The following is a 19107-nucleotide window of genomic DNA, read 5'->3' on the forward strand; positions in this document are numbered from 1 at the left end:
GCTGCGGAGTACAGCGCCTGCGAGCAATCAGCCAGGCACTTTGTTGTAGCGTTGATGGCCGCGGTCGCTAAACTCATCGCTGCGTCATTGGCCCCCAAGGAGCCGGCAGCGGCAGCTTCGGTTGCACTGCCTGAAATCGTCATGCGTGAAGGCCGTTGGACAAGAGATCAACTGAAGCTTGCCTTTCATTTGTATTGCCAGCTTCCATTCGGAAAGCTGCATTCGCGCAATAACGAGGTCATGCAGTTGGCCAGCCAGATCGGCAGAACGCCGTCAGCCGTGGCCATGAAGCTTGTGAACTTCGCCAGCCTCGATCCGGCGATCACGAGTACGGGCCGCAAGGGCCTTGATGGCGCGTCTGCGCTCGATCGTGAGATCTGGGCGGATTTCCATGCTGACTGGGAAAGTCTGGCACTTGAGTGCGAGCGACTGCGCAAGCAATTCGTGGCGGATGCTGCGGTCGACCCGATGGAAGAGGAGACGCTACAGGGCTTCGAGATTCCGGACGATTTCACCGGCGAATCCCGCCGCGTCCTGACCGAACAGCGCATCAAGCAGAACTTCTTCCGCCGCGCTGTGCTGGCCAGTTATCGCGGTCGATGTTGCATGTCCGGTGTTTCCGAACCGCGGCTGCTCATTGCAAGCCATATCGTGCCGTGGACGGCGGACAAGGCAAACCGGCTCAATCCGGGCAACGGGCTGTGTCTTTCCGCCATCCATGACCGTGCTTTTGACCAAGGGCTCATTTCGCTGAGCGACGACTGGAAAGTTCTGCTGTCGGACAAGTTGCGCCGATCCGACGAGCCCTTCGTCGAGTCCGTCTTCAAACCGCTCGAAGGCCGTGCGATTGAGCTACCGCATCGCTTTGTGCCTGAGGCCGCTTTTCTTCGAAGGCACCGCAGCGAGGTATTTCTCGACAACCGCTGGGCAGGTTTCGCATGAATGATTGCAGCATTTTCGACTACCTCTACCGCAATGCAGGCAACTACAGATCGTGGCGCAGCCTGTTGCTCGAAGGATGCGCGACTTCAGCCGACATTGAGGGAGTCAAGGCAAGCCTTGACCGTGGTGAGTTCTTCATCGCCGAACAGCTCGGAATTCCGGCCGCGTATGCGAAGCCGGGGGAAGACAGGAACACGCCGACCGACGATGACCACGTCTGGCATGAGTTTTCCGAGCTGAGACCCGCACTGGCAGACTAGATGGCTGGCGAGCCGTGGGGAACGGTCGCCGAACTCGTGATGCGGTTCAGGTCGGTGACGCGATGGGATGAGCGGCTGTCGCCTCATTGGGATTTGTAAGGTGATCCGCACAAGGGGCTGACCCCTCCCACGGCCTTGATCGACTTAGGTTCCCGGCTTCAGGCCGCGGTCGCGCCGTCGTCCCCGATCAGCAGCCGCGTATCCGACAGCCACTGGTAGGGCGGCACTTCGAGATTGGTCGGCGCCGGCTGGTTGCGGAACACGCGTCCTGCGAGGTCGAAGGTCGAGCCGTGGCAGGGGCACAGGAAGCCGCCCGGCCAGTCGTCGCCCAGCCCGGAACTGCTGCCGGTGTCGATCTTTTCGGTCGGCGAGCAGCCGAGGTGGGTGCAGATGCCGATCACCACCAGATAGTCGGCGCGGCGCGCGCGCTCGCGGTTGGCGGCGTAGCCGGGCTGCTGGGCCTCGGCCGATGTGGCGTCTGCCAGCCGTGCTTCGTGTCGCTCGAGCGCGGCCAGCATGTCGGGCGTGCGGTGCAGCACCCACACCGGTTTGCCGCGCCATTCGACGGTCATCATGCTGCCGGGCGCCAGCTTGCTCACGTCGGCTTCGACCGGCGCGCCGGCGGCGCGCGCCCGATCGGACGGCGCGAAGCTGGACAGGAAGGGAACGGCGGTCGCTGCGACGGCAATTGCGCCGACGCCGGTGGTGGCGATCAGCAGGCGGCGGCGGTCGGCGCACATCGCGTGCGGGAGGAGGGCGGGCAGTTCGGTCGTGTGGGTCATGGCATGGGCTCCGGTGATGCGGAAAAGGAGGAAGCCGGCGACCCGGGTCACGGTGGGCATCGGGGCCGCACGCACGGGCTGCGCGCGTGTTGAAGGGCGCGGCCCGCACGGTCGAGCGGGGCGCTGCCTGCCCCCGGTTGCCGGTTTCTGTCACTGGACATTCGCAATCCGCGTGCCACCCGGTACGCGCACCGCTGCGCGCCGTTTGCGGGCGAAACACCGGTGGGCATTCACTGCCGCACTGCCAGCGCAGGCAGGGCTGCCTGCCAGCGATGGCGCAGTCGCGCCGCCCGCAGCGCCGGTTTCAGTCCTGCGCGATGCCCAGCGCGCGCAGCCGGCGGTACAGCGTGCGTTCGCTGATGCCGAGCTTGCGGGCGAGCTCATGGCGGCTGCCGGTGTGGTTGTGCACCACGCGCGCAAGCATCTGACGCTGCGCCTCTTCCAGATCGACCGCGCCCCCGCCGTCTGCCGGCAGCCCGTCGGCGGCGTCACTGCGGGCAGGGCCCGCGCAGCCGATGCAGATTTCCTCATCGAGATGCTGCGTGCCGATCTCTTCGCCGTCGCACAGCAGGCTGGCGCGCTCCAGCACATTGCGCAGCTCGCGCACATTGCCCGGGAAGGCATAGGCCTGCAGCGCGCGCATGGCCGCTGGCGCCACAGTCAGCCGACGGCCGGGTGCGACGCGTGCCAGTAGCGACTCGACCAGCAGCGGCAGGTCTTCGCGCCGTTCGCGCAGCGGCGGCACGACGATGGGGAAGGCGTTCAACCGGTAGTACAGGTCCTGCCGGAAGCGGCCTTCGGCAATCATCTGCTTCAGCGGCCGGTGCGTGGCCGACACCAGGCGGACGTCGGCGCGCATCAGTTCGGTGGAGCCGACGCGGCGATAGGTGCCGGTTTCCAGCAGGCGCAGCAGCTTCACCTGCATGGTCAGCGGAATGTCGCCCAGCTCGTCGAGGAACAGCGTGCCGCCGCTGGCCGCCTCGACCAGACCCGCCTTGCGTGCGATGGCGCCGGTGAAAGCGCCCTTCTCGTGGCCGAACAGCTCGCTTTCGAACAGGGTGTCCTGCAGGCCGGAACAGTCCACCGCGACGAAGGGGCGGTCGGCGCGCCGGCTGGCGTCATGCACCGCCTGCGCCACCAGTTCCTTGCCGCTGCCGGATTCGCCCTGCAGCAGCACGCTGGCGTCCGAAGGCGCCACCCGCGCCACCAGTTCGAGCATGCGCTGGAAGGCGGGCGCGCGGCCGATCAGACCGCTGCGTTCGGACACGCCGCGCGCCACCTTCAGCGGCTCCATCTTCTCGATGAACCACGCGATGTCGCCGCTGCCGTTGCGCACCGGTGTGAGTTCGATGTTCACGTACTCCTCGCCGCGCGGCGTCTGGTGCAGATGCAGCACGCGCTCGCGCTGCTCCGACTCCAGGCTGCGCGCCAGCGGGCAGGCCTCGCCGGCGCGGTCGCACGGCACGCTGTAGTGGTGCGACACGTCGTAACAGGTGCGCCCGACCACGCTGCGCCCACCGCCGTACTGCGCGCGGTAGGCCTTGTTGGCGGCGATCACGCGGTAGTCGCGGTCGAACAGGATGTGCGGTTCGGGTGCCAGTTCGATGAAGGACACCAGTTCGGGCAGCGGACGCAGTTCGTCTGACATGGCACTGACAGTTCTGACGTGATCGGGCTGTCAGTCTGTGTCGCTGTCAGCCACAAGGTCAAGCACTGCATGCTCACAAAGATCACAAGCCACTGAAACGCAATGAATTTTTAAACGCCGCTCCAGCTGGCACGACACTTGATAAGTCATGGCTGTTCAAGCGGAGTGCGCCATGAATCTGGCAGACCGGAAGTTGTTGCGTGAAATCGTCGTCGTCGTCGTCCTCAAGCTGGTGGTGCTCACCGGCCTGTGGTGGGCCTTCGTCCGCGACGCCCACGTGAAGGTCGACGCAGCCGCGGTCGCGGCCCAGGTGTCGGCGCCGTCCCGCATTGAATTTCCTTCGACCACCGGAGACCGTCATGGTCAGTGAACAACTCGTCGATCTGTCCCGGCTGCAATTCGCGGCCACCGCGATGTACCACTTCCTGTTCGTGCCGCTGACGCTGGGCATGGTGTGGCTGCTGGTCATCATGGAAAGCGCGTATGTCATGACCGGCAATGTGATCTACAAGGACATGACGCGCTTCTGGGGCAAGCTGTTCGGCATCAACTTCGCGCTCGGCGTCACCACCGGCATCACGCTGGAATTCCAGTTCGGCACCAACTGGGCCTACTACTCGCACTACGTCGGCGACATCTTCGGCGCACCGCTGGCGATCGAGGGGCTGATGGCCTTCTTCCTCGAATCGACCATGATCGGTCTGTTCTTCTTCGGCTGGGACCGCCTCTCGCGCCGCCAGCATCTGCTGGTGACGCTGCTGATGGCCATCGGCACCAATCTGTCGGCGCTGTGGATCCTGATCGCCAATGGCTGGATGCAGAACCCGGTCGGCGCAGAATTCAGTTTCGTCACGATGCGCATGGAACTGACCGACTTCTGGGCCGTGGTGTTCAACCCGGATGCCCAGGCCAAGTTCGTGCATACCGTGTCGGCCGGTTACGTAACCGGCGCCATGTTCGTGCTGTCGATCTCGTCCTGGTATCTGCTGCGCGGTCGCGACATGGAATTCGCCAAGCGCAGCTTCCGCATCGCCGCAGCGTTCGGCTTCGCGTCGGTGTGTTCGGTCATCGTGCTCGGCGACGAATCGGGCTACACGGTGGGTGAGGCGCAGCAGACCAAGCTCGCGGCGATGGAAGCGATGTGGGAGACCGAACCCGCGCCGGCCGGCTTCAACGTGATCGCGATCCCGAACGAAACGGAAATGCGCAATGACTACGCGCTGCACATTCCCTACGTGATGGGCCTCATCGGTACGCGCTCGCTGGACAAGGAGCTGCCGGGCCTGAAGGACATCCTGGTCCGCAACCGCGAACGCGTGGTGACCGGCATCGAGGCGGTGAAGCTGCTCGACACCCTGCGCGCCGATCCGGAGAACGCCGATGCACGTGTGGCCTTCGACAAGGTGAAGGCCGATCTCGGCTTCGGCCTGCTGCTGAAGAAGTACGTCGCGTCGATGGACGAGGTGACGCCGGCGCTGATCGACCGTGCCGCGCGCGACACGCTGCCGCGCGTGACCCCGCTGTTCTGGACCTTCCGCATCATGGTCGCGCTCGGTTTCGCCATGCTCGCGCTGTTCGGCCTCGCGCTGTGGTACTCGATCAAGGGCGATTTCGCACAGCGGCCCTGGCTGCTGAAGTGGTCGCTGTGGTTTCTGCCGATGCCGTGGATCGCGTCGGAAATGGGCTGGTTCGTCGCCGAATACGGGCGTCAGCCCTGGACCATCTACGGCGTGCTGCCGACCCACCTGTCGGTATCGACGCTCAGTGTCGAAAGCCTGTACGGCTCGCTGGCCGGCTTCGTCACCTTCTACACCGTGCTGCTCATCGTCGAGATGTACCTGATGGTGAAGTTCGCCCGTCAGGGCCCGGGCAGCCTCGGCACCGGTCGCTACGACCACGAGGCGTCCCACGCCACCCCCGCCTCGCCCGCACACGCCTGAACGGAGAACGATCATGTTCGACTACGAAACCCTGAAGGTCATCTGGTGGCTGCTGGTCGGCGTGCTGCTGATCGGCTTCGCCATCATGGACGGCCATGACATGGGCGTGGGCACGCTGCTGCCCTTCGCCGGGCGCAACGACGAAGAGCGGCGCGTCATCATCAATACCGTCGGCCCGCACTGGGACGGCAATCAGGTGTGGTTCATCACCGGCGGCGGCGCCATCTTCGCCGCCTGGCCGCTGGTGTACGCGACCGCGTTCAGCGGCTTCTACTGGGCCATGCTGGCCGTGCTGTGGGCACTGTTCTTCCGCCCGGTCGGCTTCGACTATCGCAGCAAGATCCACAACGCGACCTGGCGCAGCACCTGGGACTGGGGCCTGTTCATCGGCGGTGCAGTGCCGCCGCTCATCTTCGGCGTGGCCTTCGGCAACCTTCTGCAGGGCGTGCCCTTCTACTTCGAAAACACGCTGGTGTCGCACTACACCGGCAGCTTCTGGCAGTTGCTCAATCCGTTCGCACTGCTGTGCGGCGTGGTGAGCACGGCGATGATCACGATGCACGGCGCCATCTATCTGGCGCATCGCACCGAAGGCGACATCCAGCGCCGGGCGCGCACCGCCGCGCTGCTGTTCGGCCTCGTCATGCTGCTGGGTTTCACCGCTGCAGGCATCTGGATTGCAGCAGCCGATTTCGGCTACGCCATCACGTCGGTCGTCGACACGGCGGCACAGCCCGATCCGCTGGCCAAGACCGTGGTGCGCCAGCCGGGCGCCTGGCTGGCCAACTACGCCGCCGCACCCGCGACGCTCGTCGTGCCAGCGCTCGCCTATGCCGGCGCGCTGCTCGCCCTGCTCGCCGTGCTGCGCGGCCGCACGCTGATCGCCTTCGTCGCGTCGTCGGTCGCCATCAGCGGCGTCATCGGCACCGCAGGCGTGTCGATGTTTCCCTTCGTCATGCCGTCCTCGACCGTGCCCGGCGCCAGCCTGACCGTGTGGGACGCGGTATCGAGCCAGCGCACGCTGGGCATCATGTTCTGGGCCACGCTCATCTTCATGCCCGTCATCGTCCTCTACACGAGTTGGGCCTACAAGGTGATGGCCGGCAAGGTGACCAGGGCGTGGCTGCGCGAGAACGAACATTCGGCCTACTGAATCACGGCAATCTGAGGAGATGACCATGTGGTATTTCGCCTGGGTACTGGGCATCGGCTTTGCGGTGCTGCTCGCCATCCTGAACACGCTGTGGGGCGAGAACGAGGCGGCGCGCGAACAGTCGCGTCTCGATGCCATCCGCGCACGCGGGGAGAATGATCATGGCCGCGACGCCCACGCCGGCTGAGCCGGCAGCCGCCGGGTCGATACGGCCGCTGCCGCTGCTGGCGGCCATCGCCATCATGCTGGGCATCACCGCGTGGCCGCATGCGCTGGCAGCGCCAGCCGGCGGCGCCGACCACTGGGCGGCGACGGCGCTGTTCTGGGCGATGAGCGCCGGCTTCGTGTCCGGCGTCGGCTTCCGCCCGCGTTTCATCCTGTGGCGGGCAGGCTTTTCGGGTCTGGCCTGCTTCACCGGCATCGCGCTTGCCGTGCTGCGCCTGCAGACCCTTTAGATACTTTCCCAGAAAGCCATACACGGCGGAAAGCCGGGAGGAGACATCATGACAACGCGGATACAGGACGCCACGGTCACGGCGGCGCCCACTGACATCGGCCGGCGGCGCTTCATGCTGCGCGCGTCGGCACTGCCGCTGGGTGCCGCGGCACTAAGCGCGGCGACTTCGCGCCCGGCGAGGGCGGCGGTGAAAACCTCGGCGCACATCGTCATCGCCGGCAGCGGGCTGGGCGGCGTGGCCATCGCCAATCGCCTTTCGCGCGAACTCGACGGCGCGAAGATCACGATTGTCGACCGCAAGGAAATCCACAACTACCAGCCGGGCTACACGCTGGTGGCGACCGGCATCTGGCCGGTGGCGAAGGTGAGCGACCGCAACGCCGATCTGCTGCCCGGCCGCGTCGAATGGGTGAAGGACATGGCGGCCGGCTTCGACCCCGACGCCAACACCCTCGTCACCGAAGGCGGCCAGCGCATCCGCTACGACTATCTGGTGGTGGCCACAGGTCTGCACCTCGACTTCGCGCAGATCGATGGCATGGACGTGTCGGCCATCGGCGCCAACGGCCTGACCAGCGTCTACCCGGGGCCGCAGGCGGCACAGGCGACCTGGCTGGCGATGGATGCGTTCCGCCGGCAGGGCGGCGAGGCGCTGATGACGCTTCCGGCGACGCCGCTCAAGTGCGCCGGGGCGCCGCTGAAGATGACCTTCATGCTGGTCGACCGACTGCGCGAAGCGGGCATGCGCGCTTCGTCGAAGGTGGGTTTCCACTCCGCGCTCGACAACATCTTCAGCGTGAAGCCGGTGAATGACGATGTGCTGCGCCGCTGGGCCGACCTGGACGTGCCGGTCACCTTCAACAGCAAGCTGGTCGGGATCGATATCGGCGCGCGGCGCGCCACCTTCCTGACACCCGAGGGCGAGCGCAACGAACTGGGCTACGACTTCATCCACGTGGTGCCTCCGATGCGTGCGCCGGACGCGGTGAAGAACAGCCCGCTCGCCTGGCAGGACGGACCCTTCGCCGCAGGCGGCTGGCTGGAGGTAGACAAGGACACGCTGCGCCACCGGCGCTACCCGAACGTGTTCGGTCTGGGCGACATCAACGGCACGCCGCGGGGCAAGACGGCGGCAACGATCAAGAAGAGCGCGCCGCTCGTCGCGCGCAACCTGATCGACGTGATCGCCGGCGGCGAGCCGTCGCAGCGCTTCGACGGCTATACCTCCTGCCCGCTGCTGTTGCGCGAAGGCTCGGCGCTGCTGGTCGAATTCGACTACGAAGGCCGGCTGGTGCCGTCACTGCCGATGATCGAGCCGCTGCAGGACAGCTACTTCGCCTGGTTGATGAAATACCGCCTGCTCAAGCCTGCCTACATGGCGGTGGCCAAGGGCAGGGTGTGAGGAGAACGACATGTACGAAATATGGCTGGGCCTGAACATCGTTTTCGAACTGGCGCTGACCGCATTGCCGTGGCTGGGGGGGGCCGCGGCGGTATGGATCGCGCTCATGTCGGCGGCGCTGTTGCGCCGGCACGCCCACTGGCGGGAAGCGCTTCCGGCATCGCTGGTGATCGGCGCAACCTTTGCCGCACTGGCCGTCTGGCTGGTGCCGTTCGTGACCCGGTCCTCGATCAGCGAAATGGGCTACTGGGTCGACTGGGCCAATCTGATCGGGCTGTCGGTGGCTGTCGGCGGTCTGGCGTTCGCTTTCGTCTGGCCCCTGCTGACGGCGGTGTCCGGCCCGCGTCAGGACACGCCCACGTCGGGACAACCCACATGAAAACCGCTCACGACCTGGTCTGCCAGGCGCGCGCGCGCATCCGTGAAGTCGAGCTGGAGGCTGCCCCCGCGATGCTGATCGATGCGGACATCCTGATCGACGTGCGCGAAGCCGACGAATACGCCACCGGCCACATTCCCGGCGCCATCAACATACCGCGCGGCCTGCTCGAGTTCCGGCTGAGCAGCACGCCGGGACTGGAGTCGCGTGCCCTGAGCGTTGTCGTGTACTGCAAGACCAGCGGTCGTGCGGCGCTGGCGGCAGCGGCGATGGCGGACATGGGCTACCTGAACGTTCACTCCATCGCAGGCGGCTTCGATGCCTGGGCCGCAGCCGGAAGGCCGGTGGTCAAGCCCGCGCTGCCGGATTTCGAATGAGACCTGACCCCGACCGTGCGCTGCCGAAGCCGGACGATGGCGCTGCACGTCGGTGATCGCAGTCACTGGCAGGCACGCGCGAAAGGCGCACGATGAAACCATGCATCCGCACTGACCCTGGAGAAAACACATCATGAGAAGACTGTTCCTCGCCGCCGCGCTGTCGCTGGCAACGCTCACCGCATCCGCTGTCGACATGGCGATTTCGGCGGCCGACGCCCACGCCGCCGTGCAGAAGGCCGACAGCAAGGTGCTGCTGGTCGATGTGCGCGATCCGGTCGAAATCATGTTCGTCGGCTTCACCGACGCGGCGCACGTGAACATTCCCTACCTGATCGTCGATCGCACGAAGTGGAATGCCGAAAAGAACGTGTTCAAGACCTTCCAGAACCCCGACTTCGCGGCTCAGATCAAGGCCGAACTGGACAAGCGCGGGCTGGGCGCCGATGCCGAAGTCATCACCATGTGCCGTTCCGGCAGCGAACGCGGCGAGCCGAGCGCATCCTTTCTGCGCGCAAATGGTTTTCCGAACGCGCGCTACGTCGAACACGGCTTTCAGGGCGCGCAGATCAAGGACGGCCCGCAGAAGGGCTTCCGCCTGCAGAACGGCTGGCAGAACTCCGGCCTGCCGTGGAGCATGAAGATGAATCCGGACAAGATGTATCGCAGCGACCGGCCGTAACAAGGGCGCGATAATCGGGCGCTGCTCAAGGCTGCCGTTGCCCGATGACCATCGCCCGCACCCGAATTGTCCTGCTGCATCTGTTGTGGTGCGTGCTGCTGGCCGTGTCCGCGACGGCCGTCCGGGCCGGCGACACGGATGACACGCTGCATGTCTATGTGCAGCGCGGTTGTCCGCACTGCGCCGAGGCGAAGCGCTTTCTCGACGAAGTGCAGACCTCGGCGCGGCCGGGGCTGCGCATCGTCTATCACGACGTGATCGCCGATCAGGCGGCACGCGACGAGCTGATCGCGCTGTCGCAGCAGGCCGGCATCTGGCCGCCCGGCGTGCCCACCTTCGTGCTGGGCGGGCGGGTGATCAGCGGTTTCGAGGGCGGGCCGGCGCTGCTCGCCTTCATCGCCGACACCGGCCGGGCCCCGCCGTCCGCCACGCTCCACCTGCCGCTGATCGGCGAACTCGATGTGGCGCGGCTGGGCCTGCCTGCATTCACGCTCGCACTCGGCCTTCTCGATGGCTTCAATCCGTGCGCGATGTGGGTGCTGCTGTTCCTGCTGTCGCTGCTGGTGCGCCTGCAGGATCGTCGACGCATGGCGCTGATCGCCGGCACTTTCGTGCTGGTCAGCGGTGCGGTCTACTTCGCCTTCATGGCGGCCTGGCTCAACCTGTTTCTGGCGGTCGGTCTGACGCCGCTGGTGCGCGGCGCACTGGCTTCGCTGGCGCTGCTCATCGGTGCGATCAATGTGAAGGATTTCTTCGCCTTCGGCCGCGGGCTGTCGCTGTCCATCCCCGAGTCGGCCAAGCCCGGCCTGTATGCACGCATGCGACGCGTGATGCAGGCACCGTCATTGCCGTTGTCGCTGCTGTCGGTGGCTGCGCTCGCCGTGCTGGTAAACCTGATCGAGCTGCTGTGCACGGCCGGTCTGCCGGCGCTCTACACCTCGGTGCTGGCGCAGCATGCGCTGAGCCCGGCGGCGCACTACGGTTATCTGGCGCTGTACATCGCCGGCTACATCGCCGACGACGCACTCATGGTAGGTACCGCGGTTGCCGCATTGGGCAGCGGCAAACTTACCGAGCGCGGCGGGCGCGTGCTCAAACTGGTCAGCGGGCTGGTGATGCTGGCGCTCGGCGCGGTGATGCTGCTGCGCCCCGACTGGCTCGTCTGATCAGCAACTGCTGTGGGCGCGGCGATGCCTTGTGGGAGTGGCGATCCACTGTTGGCCCTGCATGGCCAGCCGGCTCCGCGGGCGGCGAGAAGTGCTCGCCGAAACCCCCGCTCCGCCCTTGTGGGAGCGGCGGCCTCGCCGCGATACGCACTTCGCACTGCGATGGTCACGGCACTGATCGCGACGGGGCCGTCGCTCCCACAGTCGCTGCGCTTGAGTGCTCGGCGTGATCTACGGGCGTGCTGCCCTTGTGGGAGCGGCGGTCTCGCCGCGATGCGCACTTCGCACTGTGATGGTCACGGCACTGATCGCGACGGGGCCGTCGCTCCCACAGTCGCTGTGCTTGAGGGCTCGCTGTGGTCTCCGGGCGCGCAGCCCTTGTGGGAGCGGCGGCCTCGCCGCGATGCGCACTGCGCACTGCGATGGTCGCGGCACTGATCGCGACGGGGGCGTCGCGCCCACAGTCGCTGTGCTTGAGGCCTTGCCGTGGTCTCCGGTCGCGCGGCCCTTGTGGGAGCGGCAGCCTCGCCGCGATACGCACTGCGCACTGCGATGGTCGCGGCACTGATCGCGACGGGGCCGTCGCTCCTACAGTCGCTGCGCTTGCGGCCTTGCCGTGGTCTTCGGGCGCGCCGCCCTTGTGGGAGCGGCGGCCTCGCCGCGATGCGCACTGCGCACTGCGATGGTCACCGCGTTGATCGCGACGGGGCCGTCGCTCCTACAGTCGCTGCGGTTGAGGCCTTGCCGTGGTCTTCGGGCGCGCCGCCCTTGTGGGAGCGGCAGCCTCGCCGCGATACGCACTGCGCACTGCGATGGTCGCCGCACTGATCGCGACGGGGCCGTCGCTCCTACAGTCGCTGCGGTTGAGGCCTTGCCGTGGTCTTCGGGCGCGCCGCCCTTGTGGGAGCGGCGGCCTCGCCGCGATGCGCACTTCGCACTGCGATGGTCACCGCGTTGATCGCGACGGGGCCGTCGCTCCTACAGTCGCTGTGCTTGAGGCCTTGCCGTGGTCTTCGGGCGCGCCGCCCTTGTGGGAGCGGCGGCCTCGCCGCGATGCGCACTGCGCACTGCGATGGTCGCCGCACTGATCGCGACGGGGCCGTCGCTCCCACAGTCGCTGTGCTTGAGGCCTTGCCGTGGTCTCCGGTCGTGCGGCCCTTGTGGGAGCGGCGGCCTCGCCGCGATGCGCACTGCGCACTGCGATGGTCGCCGCACTGATCGCGACGGGGCCGTCGCTCCCACAGTCGCTGTGCTTGAGGCCTTGCCGTGGTCTCCGGTCGTGCGGCCCTTGTGGGAGCGGCGGCCTCGCCGCGATGCGCACTGCGCACTGCGATGGTCGCCGCACTGATCGCGACGGGGCCGTCGCTCCCACAGTCGCTGTGCTTGAGGCCTTGCCGTGGTCTCCGGTCGTGCGGCCCTTGTGGGAGCGGCGGCCTCGCCGCGATGCGCACTGCGCACTGCGATGGTCGCCGCACTGATCGCGACGGGGCCGTCGCTCCCACAGTCGCTGTGCTTGAGGCCTTGCCGTGGTCTCCGGTCGTGCGGCCCTTGTGGGAGCGGCGGCCTCGCCGCGATGCGCACTGCGCACTGCGATGGTCGCCGCACTGATCGCGACGGGGCCGTCGCTCCCACAGTCGCTGTGCTTGAGGCCTTGCCGTGGTCTCCGGTCGTGCGGCCCTTGTGGGAGCGGCAGCCTCGCCGCGATACGCACTGCGCACTGCGATGGTCGCCGCACTGATCGCGACGGGGCCGTCGCTCCCACAGTCGCTGTGCTTGAGGGCTCGCTGTGGTCTCCGGGCGCGCGGCCCTTGTGGGAGCGGCGGCCATCGGTTAAAGGAGCGGTCAGCGGTCGATGTCGACACCGGCGGCGTGCGCCTGCTGGTCGGCGTGGTAGCTGGAGCGCACCATCGGGCCGCAGGCGGCGTGGGTGAAGCCCATGGCGTTCGCTTCGCGTTCGAACATCGCGAAGCCGTCCGGATGCACATAGCGGAGGACCGGCAGGTGGCCGCCGGACGGCTGCAGGTACTGGCCCAAGGTCAGCATCTGCACGTCGTGCGCGCGCAGGTCGCGCATCACCTGCAGGATTTCGTCGTCGGTTTCGCCCAGCCCGAGCATCAGGCCGCTCTTGGTCGGCACCTCCGGATGCAGCGCACGGAATTCCTTGAGCAGGCGCAGCGAATGCGCATAGTCAGAGCCCGGTCGCACCTGTGCGTACAGCCGCGGCACCGATTCGAGGTTGTGGTTCATCACGTCCGGCGGCGCGGCGTTCAGGATGCCCAGTGCAACGTCGAGCCGGCCGCGGAAGTCGGGCACCAGCACTTCGATGGTGGTGCGCGGCGAATGGGTGCGCACTGCGCGGATGCAATCGACGAAGTGCTGCGCGCCGCCGTCGCGCAGATCGTCGCGGTCCACGCTGGTGATCACCACGTAGTTCAGTTTCAGCGCGGCGATGGTTTTCGCCAGCTTCTCCGGCTCGTCGACATCCAGCGGGTCTGGCCGGCCGTGGCCGACGTCGCAGAACGGGCAGCGGCGCGTGCACTTGTCGCCCATGATCATGAAGGTGGCCGTGCCCTTGCCGAAACACTCGCCGATGTTCGGACAGCTCGCCTCTTCGCACACCGTGTGCAGGTCGTGTTCGCGCAGGATCTGCTTGATCTCTCCGAAGCGGCTGTCCGGGCGCGCGGCGCGCACGCGGATCCAGTCCGGTTTGCGCAGCGTTTCCGCCGGCACCACCTTGATCGGGATGCGGGCGGTCTTCAGCGAACCCTTCTGCTTGTGGGTCGGGTCGTAGGTGGTGTCGGTCATGGCGGTGTCGTGCCTGTCGGGTAGAGGGCGCGCTGTAGCGCGTCGGTCAGTTGCCGGCAGATCGCCTCCGGTGGGAGATCGATGCCGAGGTCGCGCGTCTGTGTCACGCGCAATCCACTGTAGCCGCACGGGTTGATCGCGGCAAACGGTGAAAGATCCATATCGACGTTGAGCGACACGCCGTGATACGTGTGGCCGTGCTTCACGCGCAGGCCGAGCGCGGCGATCTTGGCGTCGTCACCGGCCGGGCCGACATAGACGCCAGGTGCGCCCACGCGCCGCCGGGCGTCGATGCCGTGACCGGCCAGCAGGTCGATGACCGCCTGCTCGATGCGGTTGACCAGTTCGCGCACGCCGAGGCCGGCACGTTTCAGGTCGAGCAGCGTGTAGATCACGACCTGGCCGGGGCCGTGGTAGGTGATCTGGCCGCCGCGGTCGGATTCGACCACCGGCACGCCGATATCGTGCAGCAGGTGTTCGCGCTTGCCGGCCAGCCCGAGCGTGAATACAGGCGGGTGTTCGACCTGCCAGAACTGGTCCGGCAGGTGTTCGGCTGCGGCGCGTGCGTTGTACGCCTTCATCGCGTCGAACACCTCGCGGTAGCCGGCCCGTCCGAGCGGCACGACCTGTGCCGTCACAGCACCACTTTCACCATCGGGTGGCTGCTCAGTTCGCGGTACAGCGCGTCGAGCTGTTCGCGCGAGGTGGCGTTGATGGTCGCGGTGAGGCTGATGTAGCGCCCGCCCGACGACGGCCGCATTTCCAGGCTGGCCGGCACGAAGTCCGGTGCGTGGCGGAGCACCACATCGACCATTTCCTGCGCGAAGTCGTCATGGCGCTCGCCCATGATCTTCAGCGGAAAGTCGGTCGGAAATTCGAGCAGGCTGTCGGTCATGTCAGCATGTCACCAGCTGAACCACAGTCGTATCGTGTCCCAGATGCGGCGGAAGAATCCACCTTCCTCGACCGCCATCTGCGCCACCAGCGCCACTTCGCCGACCGGCTGGCCGTCGACGAGCAGCTTCAGCGTGCCCAGTTGCTGGCCGACGGCGACCGGCGCGATCACCGGTGTGGTCAGCACGATGTCGCGCGTGGCCTTGGCCGCCTGGCCGCGCGGCAGCGTCAGCACCACGTCGCTGGCCGGACCGACCGTCACCTGCGCCGCGGCACCCTTGTATACAGCGGGCTGGCCGAGAGCCTCGCCGGCGGCGGCGAGCTTCGCATTTTCATAGGCGTTGAAGCCGTAGTTCAGCAGTGCGCGCGACGATTCGATGCGGCCGTTCTCGTTCGGTGCACCGAGCAGCACCGACACCACGCGGCGGCCGTCGCGCCTGGCCGACGACACCAGGCACCATCCGGCGGCATCGGTGAAGCCGGTCTTCAGGCCATCCACACTGGGGTCGATTGTCAACAGGCGGTTCCGGTTGCCCTGCTTGATGTTGTTGTAGGTGTAGTCGAGCGTCGAATACAGCCCGTAGTAATCCGGAAAGTCGCGGATCAGCGCACGCGCCAGCAGCGACAGGTCGCGTGCGGTCGTGAAATGTCCGGCTTCCGTCAGGCCGTTGGCGTTGCGATACTGCGTACCGGTCATGCCGAGGCGCTGCGCCTCGCGCGTCATCATCTGCGCGAAGGCTTCTTCCGAACCGGCAATGACTTCGGCCAGTGCAACACAGGCGTCATTGCCAGACTGGATGATCATGCCCTTGAGCAGTTCGTCCACGGTGACCGGGCGATCCGGTGCGATGAACATTTTCGAGCCGCCGGTCTTCCAGGCCTTCACGCTGACCGGCACGGTCTGGTCGGGTTTGAGCTGACCGGTCTTGAGGGCCTTGAAAGTCAGATAGGCCGTCATCAGCTTGGTCAGCGAAGCCGGCTCGACCTGGTCGTCCGGCCGCGATTCGGCCATGACCGTGCCCGATTCATGGTCGACCAGCAGCCACGCCTTCGCGTCCGGCTGCGGCGGCGGAATCAGGTCTGCAAGGACAGGAGACGGGATCAGCACGCTCAGGACGGGAAGGACAAATGCAGTGCAGCGCAACAACTTCAGCATGTAGGTTTACCGGTGTGGGAGAACAGCTGGCATAGTTTAGCAAAGCTGGCCGGGTGGCCGGCATGGATGCTGCTTGATGCTGTATCGTGGTGCACTGCAAAATCCGCGGCGCGCCCAAGGGAAGGAACTTTTGACCGACGCCATGACTCGGAGGCCTCTATGGTTCTCGCACGTACGCTGCTGTTCATCGGCTTGATGTTGATCGCGCTGTCGTCCCTCGGGACGAGCGCGGATAGCGCCGTTGACGACAGTTTCGATGCACCGTTCGGGTGCGAAACATGCACCGGCGTCGAAGCGTCCCTCGATGTGCCGCTCGATCCGCACGGTGCGCTGATCCATTTTCTCAGTATCGCGGGTGACCCGACCGATCCGGTCGCCGCCCACGTCATCCCCGGCCGGTCCTTCTCTGCGCGCCCTGCGCTGGATAGCGAAGTGTTCGCTCTGCAGCAGCTCGAACCCGCGCAGGTTCTGTTGCGGCCGCCCCGGCTCGCCTGATCGGGCGTCCTCCGGGGATGCCACGCGCCGGGTTCCGCCTGGTGCTCCTGATCGTTTCATGGCTGCGTGGCCGGACGTGCACGCAGTCAGTCCTGTCCATCGAAATCACTACGCAGATCCATGAAAACAAAAGCAATTGCCTTGCTGGCCGTCATTGGCCTTTGCGTGCAGGTGGCTCACGCCGCCGAGCCTTACACGCTGGAACAACTGAAGGCACTGGCGCTGGAATCGAATCCTTCGCTGGGCGCCGCGCGGGCCGATGTCGATGTCAGTCGCGCCGACACCATCACCGCCCGCGCCTACCCCAACCCCGAGCTGGAGGTGATGGGCGGCGACCGGAACTCGCGCGGCCCCAACCTCGCGCCCGGTTCGCTTGGCACGATAGCCCTGTCGCAGCGCTTCGATTACCCGTCGCAGCGCGACGCCCGGCTGCGTGTGGCCGAGGCGGGCGTGGTGTCGGCGCAGTCCGGCGTGCAGTCGTTCGAAATCGACCTGCTGGCGCAGCTGAAGCAGAACTACTACCTGGTCATCCGTTATCAGGATGAGCTGCGCGCCGCGCAGGAAGATCTGGAGCTGGCGCGCTCGATCCGCAACCGGGTCGAAGTGCGCGTCAATACCGGCGAGGCGCCGCGCTATGAACTGATCCGCGCCGACACCGAACTGCTGACCGCGCAGAAGAATGCCGACGCCGCCGTGCTGCGCATCGTGCAGGCGAAGGCGCGGCTGCGTGCGCTGGTCGCCGGCCAGCTGCCGGAAGATTTCGACCTGCAGGGCGAGCTGGAACGCGACGCCGAGCTGCCGCCGCTGGGTCAGCTGCGCGACGACATGCTGGCGCGCAACCCGGAAATTTTCCGCCTGAAAGCCGAGATCGATCGTTTCACCGAGCAGCGCGAACTGGAAAAGCTGCGCCGCATGCCGGACGTTTCGCTCAAGCTGGCGCGCGACCGTGATCCGGAATACGACGCCAATCGCATCGGCGTCGCGGTGACCATTCCGATCTTCGATCGCCGTCAGGGCCAGATCGCCCAGGCCGGCGCGCAGGTCGAGCGCACACGCCTGCAGCTGGACAACCGGCTGTTCCAGCTGCAGCAGCAGCTCGATGCCGCCTACCGCCAGTTCGAACTGTCGCGCAATCAGGTCAGCGCACTCGAGACCGGCATCGTGCGCGAAGCCGAAGCCGCATTGAAGGTGGCCGAAGCCGCCTACCGGTTCGGCGAGCGCGGCATCCTCGACTTCCTCGACGCACAGCGCGTGTTCCGCGCGGTGCGCAACGAACTGATCAGCGCGCGCTACGAACTGAGCGCCGCCGTGGTCGAGATCGAGCGGCTCAGCGCCGTCCGCTGACGCGCCGCCTGCCCGCTCCGCTACCCATTCCAATCATCAAGATCCTGGACCGAACATGACTTCAATCACCCGTCCGCTGCTCTACGCCAGCCTGCTTGGCGCCTCCCTGATATTCGCCGGCTGCGGCGAAGCCGACAAGGCCGAACCGACCAGGGCGGCTGCACCGGCCGACCCCAATCTGGTGTCGGCCGGCGAAAACCTGACCCGCATCATCCAGCTGGGCGAAGTGACCAGCGTCGAACTGTCCGACATGCTGCGCGTGGCCGGTCAGGTCGATTTCGACGAACAGCGCATCACCCGCATCGGTGCCACCGTCACCGGGCGCATCAGCGAACTGCAGGCCATGCTGGGCCAGCAGGTGAAGGTCGGTCAGACGCTGGCAGTGCTCAACAGCACCGAACTGGGCGCCGCCCAGCTTTCCTACATGAAGGCGCGCGCACAGGCGCAGCTGAACCAGCGCAGCGTCGAGCGCGCCCGTCAGCTGCTCGATGCCGATGTGATCGGCAGCGCCGAACTGCAGCGGCGCGAGAGCGAACTGGCCATTTCGCAGTCCGAACAGCGCGCCGCGGCCGACCAGCTGCGCGTGCTCGGCCTGTCGCACAAGGCAATCGAAAAGCTGTCGGAAACCGGCGCCATCAACTCGGTATCGCCGGTCGTCGCGACCATGGCGGGCACCGTGGTCGAGCGCAAGGTCACCCAGGGTCAGGTGGTGCAGCCCAGCGAAGTGCTGTTTTCAATCGCCGACCTGTCGCGCGTGTGGGTCGAAGCCGAAGTGCCGGAGCAGCAGGCCGGCCAGGTGCAGGCGGGCCAGAACATTCAGGTCGAAATTCCGTCGCTCGGCCAGCAGCTGACTGCCAAGCTGATCTACATCGCCGACACCGTCGATCCGGTCACCCGCACCGTCACCGTGCGCAGCGAACTCGACAACAGCGACCGCTCGCTCAAGCCGGCCATGCTGGCCACCGTGCTGATCGAAACCCGCCCGACCCGACGGCTCGCCGTGCCGGGCAAGGCGGTCGTGCGTGAAAGCGACAGCGACCAGGTGTTCGTCGAAGTGGCGCCCGGCCAGTACCGCATGACGCCGGTCAAGCTCGGCCAGGCGATCGGCGAGGTGCGGCCGGTGATGTCCGGACTGACCGAAGGGCAGCGCATCGTGGTCGACGGTGCCTTCCATCTGAACAACGAGCGCAAGCGCAAGGAAACGGATTGATGCCGTCTTCGCCGC

Annotated in this window: 21 protein-coding genes; 15 read left to right on the plus strand and 6 right to left on the minus strand. The window is 66.6% G+C overall.

Going from position 1 to position 19107, the window contains the following annotated elements; all coding sequences use genetic code 11:
- Window positions 1-54: 54 nt before the first annotated feature.
- Together NMQ16_RS04275 and NMQ16_RS04280 are read left to right on the plus strand one after the other, a co-directional pair.
- Window positions 55-942, plus strand: a complete 888-nt coding sequence (locus tag NMQ16_RS04275) for an HNH endonuclease (RefSeq protein WP_257079249.1) — start codon at window positions 55-57, stop codon at window positions 940-942.
- Window positions 939-1202, plus strand: coding sequence for a hypothetical protein (locus tag NMQ16_RS04280; protein WP_257079250.1), 264 nt, complete (start codon window positions 939-941; stop codon window positions 1200-1202). Before NMQ16_RS04275 ends, NMQ16_RS04280 begins: the two co-directional genes overlap by 4 nt.
- Window positions 1203-1360: 158 nt before the next feature.
- Here NMQ16_RS04280 and petA read toward each other — a convergent pair whose 3' ends face one another.
- A complete protein-coding gene (gene petA, locus NMQ16_RS04285) occupies window positions 1361-1984 on the minus strand; it encodes a ubiquinol-cytochrome c reductase iron-sulfur subunit (RefSeq protein ID WP_257079251.1) in 624 nt (207 codons plus the stop codon).
- A 304-nt stretch (window positions 1985-2288) separates the two neighbouring features.
- Window positions 2289-3632, minus strand: a complete 1344-nt coding sequence (locus tag NMQ16_RS04290; RefSeq protein WP_257079252.1) for a sigma-54-dependent Fis family transcriptional regulator — start codon at window positions 3630-3632, stop codon at window positions 2289-2291.
- A 172-nt stretch (window positions 3633-3804) separates the two neighbouring features.
- On the opposite strand from NMQ16_RS04290, the gene cydP reads away from it, so the two are divergent.
- The 10 genes from cydP (at window position 3805) to NMQ16_RS04340 (ending at window position 11188) form a co-directional block, all read left to right on the plus strand.
- The gene (cydP, locus tag NMQ16_RS04295; RefSeq protein WP_257079253.1) at window positions 3805-4002 is read left to right on the plus strand and encodes a cytochrome oxidase putative small subunit CydP; all 198 of its coding nucleotides are present in this window, start codon (window positions 3805-3807) and stop codon (window positions 4000-4002) included.
- Entirely contained in the window at window positions 3992-5572 is a 1581-nt protein-coding gene (locus tag NMQ16_RS04300; protein ID WP_257079254.1) for a cytochrome ubiquinol oxidase subunit I, read from the plus strand. Before cydP ends, NMQ16_RS04300 begins: the two co-directional genes overlap by 11 nt.
- A gap of 13 nt (window positions 5573-5585) precedes the next feature.
- Complete coding sequence (cydB, locus tag NMQ16_RS04305) at window positions 5586-6725, plus strand: cytochrome d ubiquinol oxidase subunit II (RefSeq protein ID WP_257079255.1); 1140 nt, start codon at window positions 5586-5588, stop codon at window positions 6723-6725.
- Window positions 6726-6750: 25 nt separating this feature from the next.
- Window positions 6751-6912 (plus strand): cytochrome bd-I oxidase subunit CydX, encoded by a 162-nt coding sequence (gene cydX / locus NMQ16_RS19330; RefSeq protein WP_373566749.1) that lies wholly within the window; start codon window positions 6751-6753, stop codon window positions 6910-6912.
- Window positions 6887-7180: a cyd operon YbgE family protein gene (locus NMQ16_RS04315; RefSeq protein ID WP_257079256.1), complete on the plus strand. Its 294-nt coding sequence runs from the start codon at window positions 6887-6889 to the stop codon at window positions 7178-7180. The genes cydX and NMQ16_RS04315 overlap by 26 nt, the downstream gene beginning before the upstream one ends.
- Before the next feature lie 48 nt (window positions 7181-7228).
- On the plus strand, window positions 7229-8584 hold the full coding sequence (locus tag NMQ16_RS04320) for an NAD(P)/FAD-dependent oxidoreductase (RefSeq protein ID WP_257079257.1): 1356 nt from the start codon (window positions 7229-7231) through the stop codon (window positions 8582-8584).
- A gap of 10 nt (window positions 8585-8594) precedes the next feature.
- Complete coding sequence (locus NMQ16_RS04325) at window positions 8595-8963, plus strand: hypothetical protein (protein WP_257079258.1); 369 nt, start codon at window positions 8595-8597, stop codon at window positions 8961-8963.
- Window positions 8960-9340 carry a rhodanese-like domain-containing protein gene (locus tag NMQ16_RS04330; RefSeq protein WP_257079259.1) on the plus strand — a complete coding sequence of 127 codons (381 nt, stop codon included), beginning with the start codon at window positions 8960-8962 and terminating at the stop codon, window positions 9338-9340. Before NMQ16_RS04325 ends, NMQ16_RS04330 begins: the two co-directional genes overlap by 4 nt.
- Before the next feature lie 133 nt (window positions 9341-9473).
- A complete protein-coding gene (locus NMQ16_RS04335) occupies window positions 9474-10022 on the plus strand; it encodes a rhodanese-like domain-containing protein (protein ID WP_257079260.1) in 549 nt (182 codons plus the stop codon).
- Between the two features lie 44 nt (window positions 10023-10066).
- Window positions 10067-11188, plus strand: a complete 1122-nt coding sequence (locus NMQ16_RS04340; protein ID WP_257079261.1) for a glutaredoxin family protein — start codon at window positions 10067-10069, stop codon at window positions 11186-11188.
- 1842 nt (window positions 11189-13030) lie between these two features.
- Here NMQ16_RS04340 and lipA read toward each other — a convergent pair.
- The 4 genes from lipA to NMQ16_RS04360 are packed head-to-tail and all read right to left on the minus strand — an operon-like array spanning window position 13031 to window position 16043.
- The gene (gene lipA / locus NMQ16_RS04345; protein ID WP_257079262.1) at window positions 13031-13993 is read right to left on the minus strand and encodes a lipoyl synthase; all 963 of its coding nucleotides are present in this window, start codon (window positions 13991-13993) and stop codon (window positions 13031-13033) included.
- The gene (gene lipB / locus NMQ16_RS04350; RefSeq protein ID WP_257079263.1) at window positions 13990-14631 is read right to left on the minus strand and encodes a lipoyl(octanoyl) transferase LipB; all 642 of its coding nucleotides are present in this window, start codon (window positions 14629-14631) and stop codon (window positions 13990-13992) included. Before lipB ends, lipA begins: the two co-directional genes overlap by 4 nt.
- The gene (locus tag NMQ16_RS04355) at window positions 14628-14888 is read right to left on the minus strand and encodes a YbeD family protein (RefSeq protein WP_257079264.1); all 261 of its coding nucleotides are present in this window, start codon (window positions 14886-14888) and stop codon (window positions 14628-14630) included. The genes lipB and NMQ16_RS04355 overlap by 4 nt, the downstream gene beginning before the upstream one ends.
- A 9-nt stretch (window positions 14889-14897) precedes the next feature.
- Complete coding sequence (locus NMQ16_RS04360; protein ID WP_257079265.1) at window positions 14898-16043, minus strand: D-alanyl-D-alanine carboxypeptidase family protein; 1146 nt, start codon at window positions 16041-16043, stop codon at window positions 14898-14900.
- Between the two features lie 159 nt (window positions 16044-16202).
- Here NMQ16_RS04360 and NMQ16_RS04365 point away from each other — a divergent pair, with 159 nt between their 5' ends.
- The 3 genes from NMQ16_RS04365 to NMQ16_RS04375 all read left to right on the plus strand — a co-directional run bounded on the left by NMQ16_RS04365 (window position 16203) and on the right by NMQ16_RS04375 (window position 19092).
- Window positions 16203-16538 (plus strand): hypothetical protein, encoded by a 336-nt coding sequence (locus NMQ16_RS04365; RefSeq protein ID WP_257079266.1) that lies wholly within the window; start codon window positions 16203-16205, stop codon window positions 16536-16538.
- A 120-nt stretch (window positions 16539-16658) separates the two neighbouring features.
- Complete coding sequence (locus NMQ16_RS04370) at window positions 16659-17882, plus strand: TolC family protein (protein ID WP_257079267.1); 1224 nt, start codon at window positions 16659-16661, stop codon at window positions 17880-17882.
- A gap of 55 nt (window positions 17883-17937) precedes the next feature.
- Complete coding sequence (locus tag NMQ16_RS04375) at window positions 17938-19092, plus strand: efflux RND transporter periplasmic adaptor subunit (RefSeq protein WP_257079268.1); 1155 nt, start codon at window positions 17938-17940, stop codon at window positions 19090-19092.
- Window positions 19093-19107 lie beyond the last annotated feature (15 nt).

Source organism: Methyloversatilis sp. XJ19-49, assembly GCF_024580145.1.
Classification (GTDB): domain Bacteria; phylum Pseudomonadota; class Gammaproteobacteria; order Burkholderiales; family Rhodocyclaceae; genus Methyloversatilis.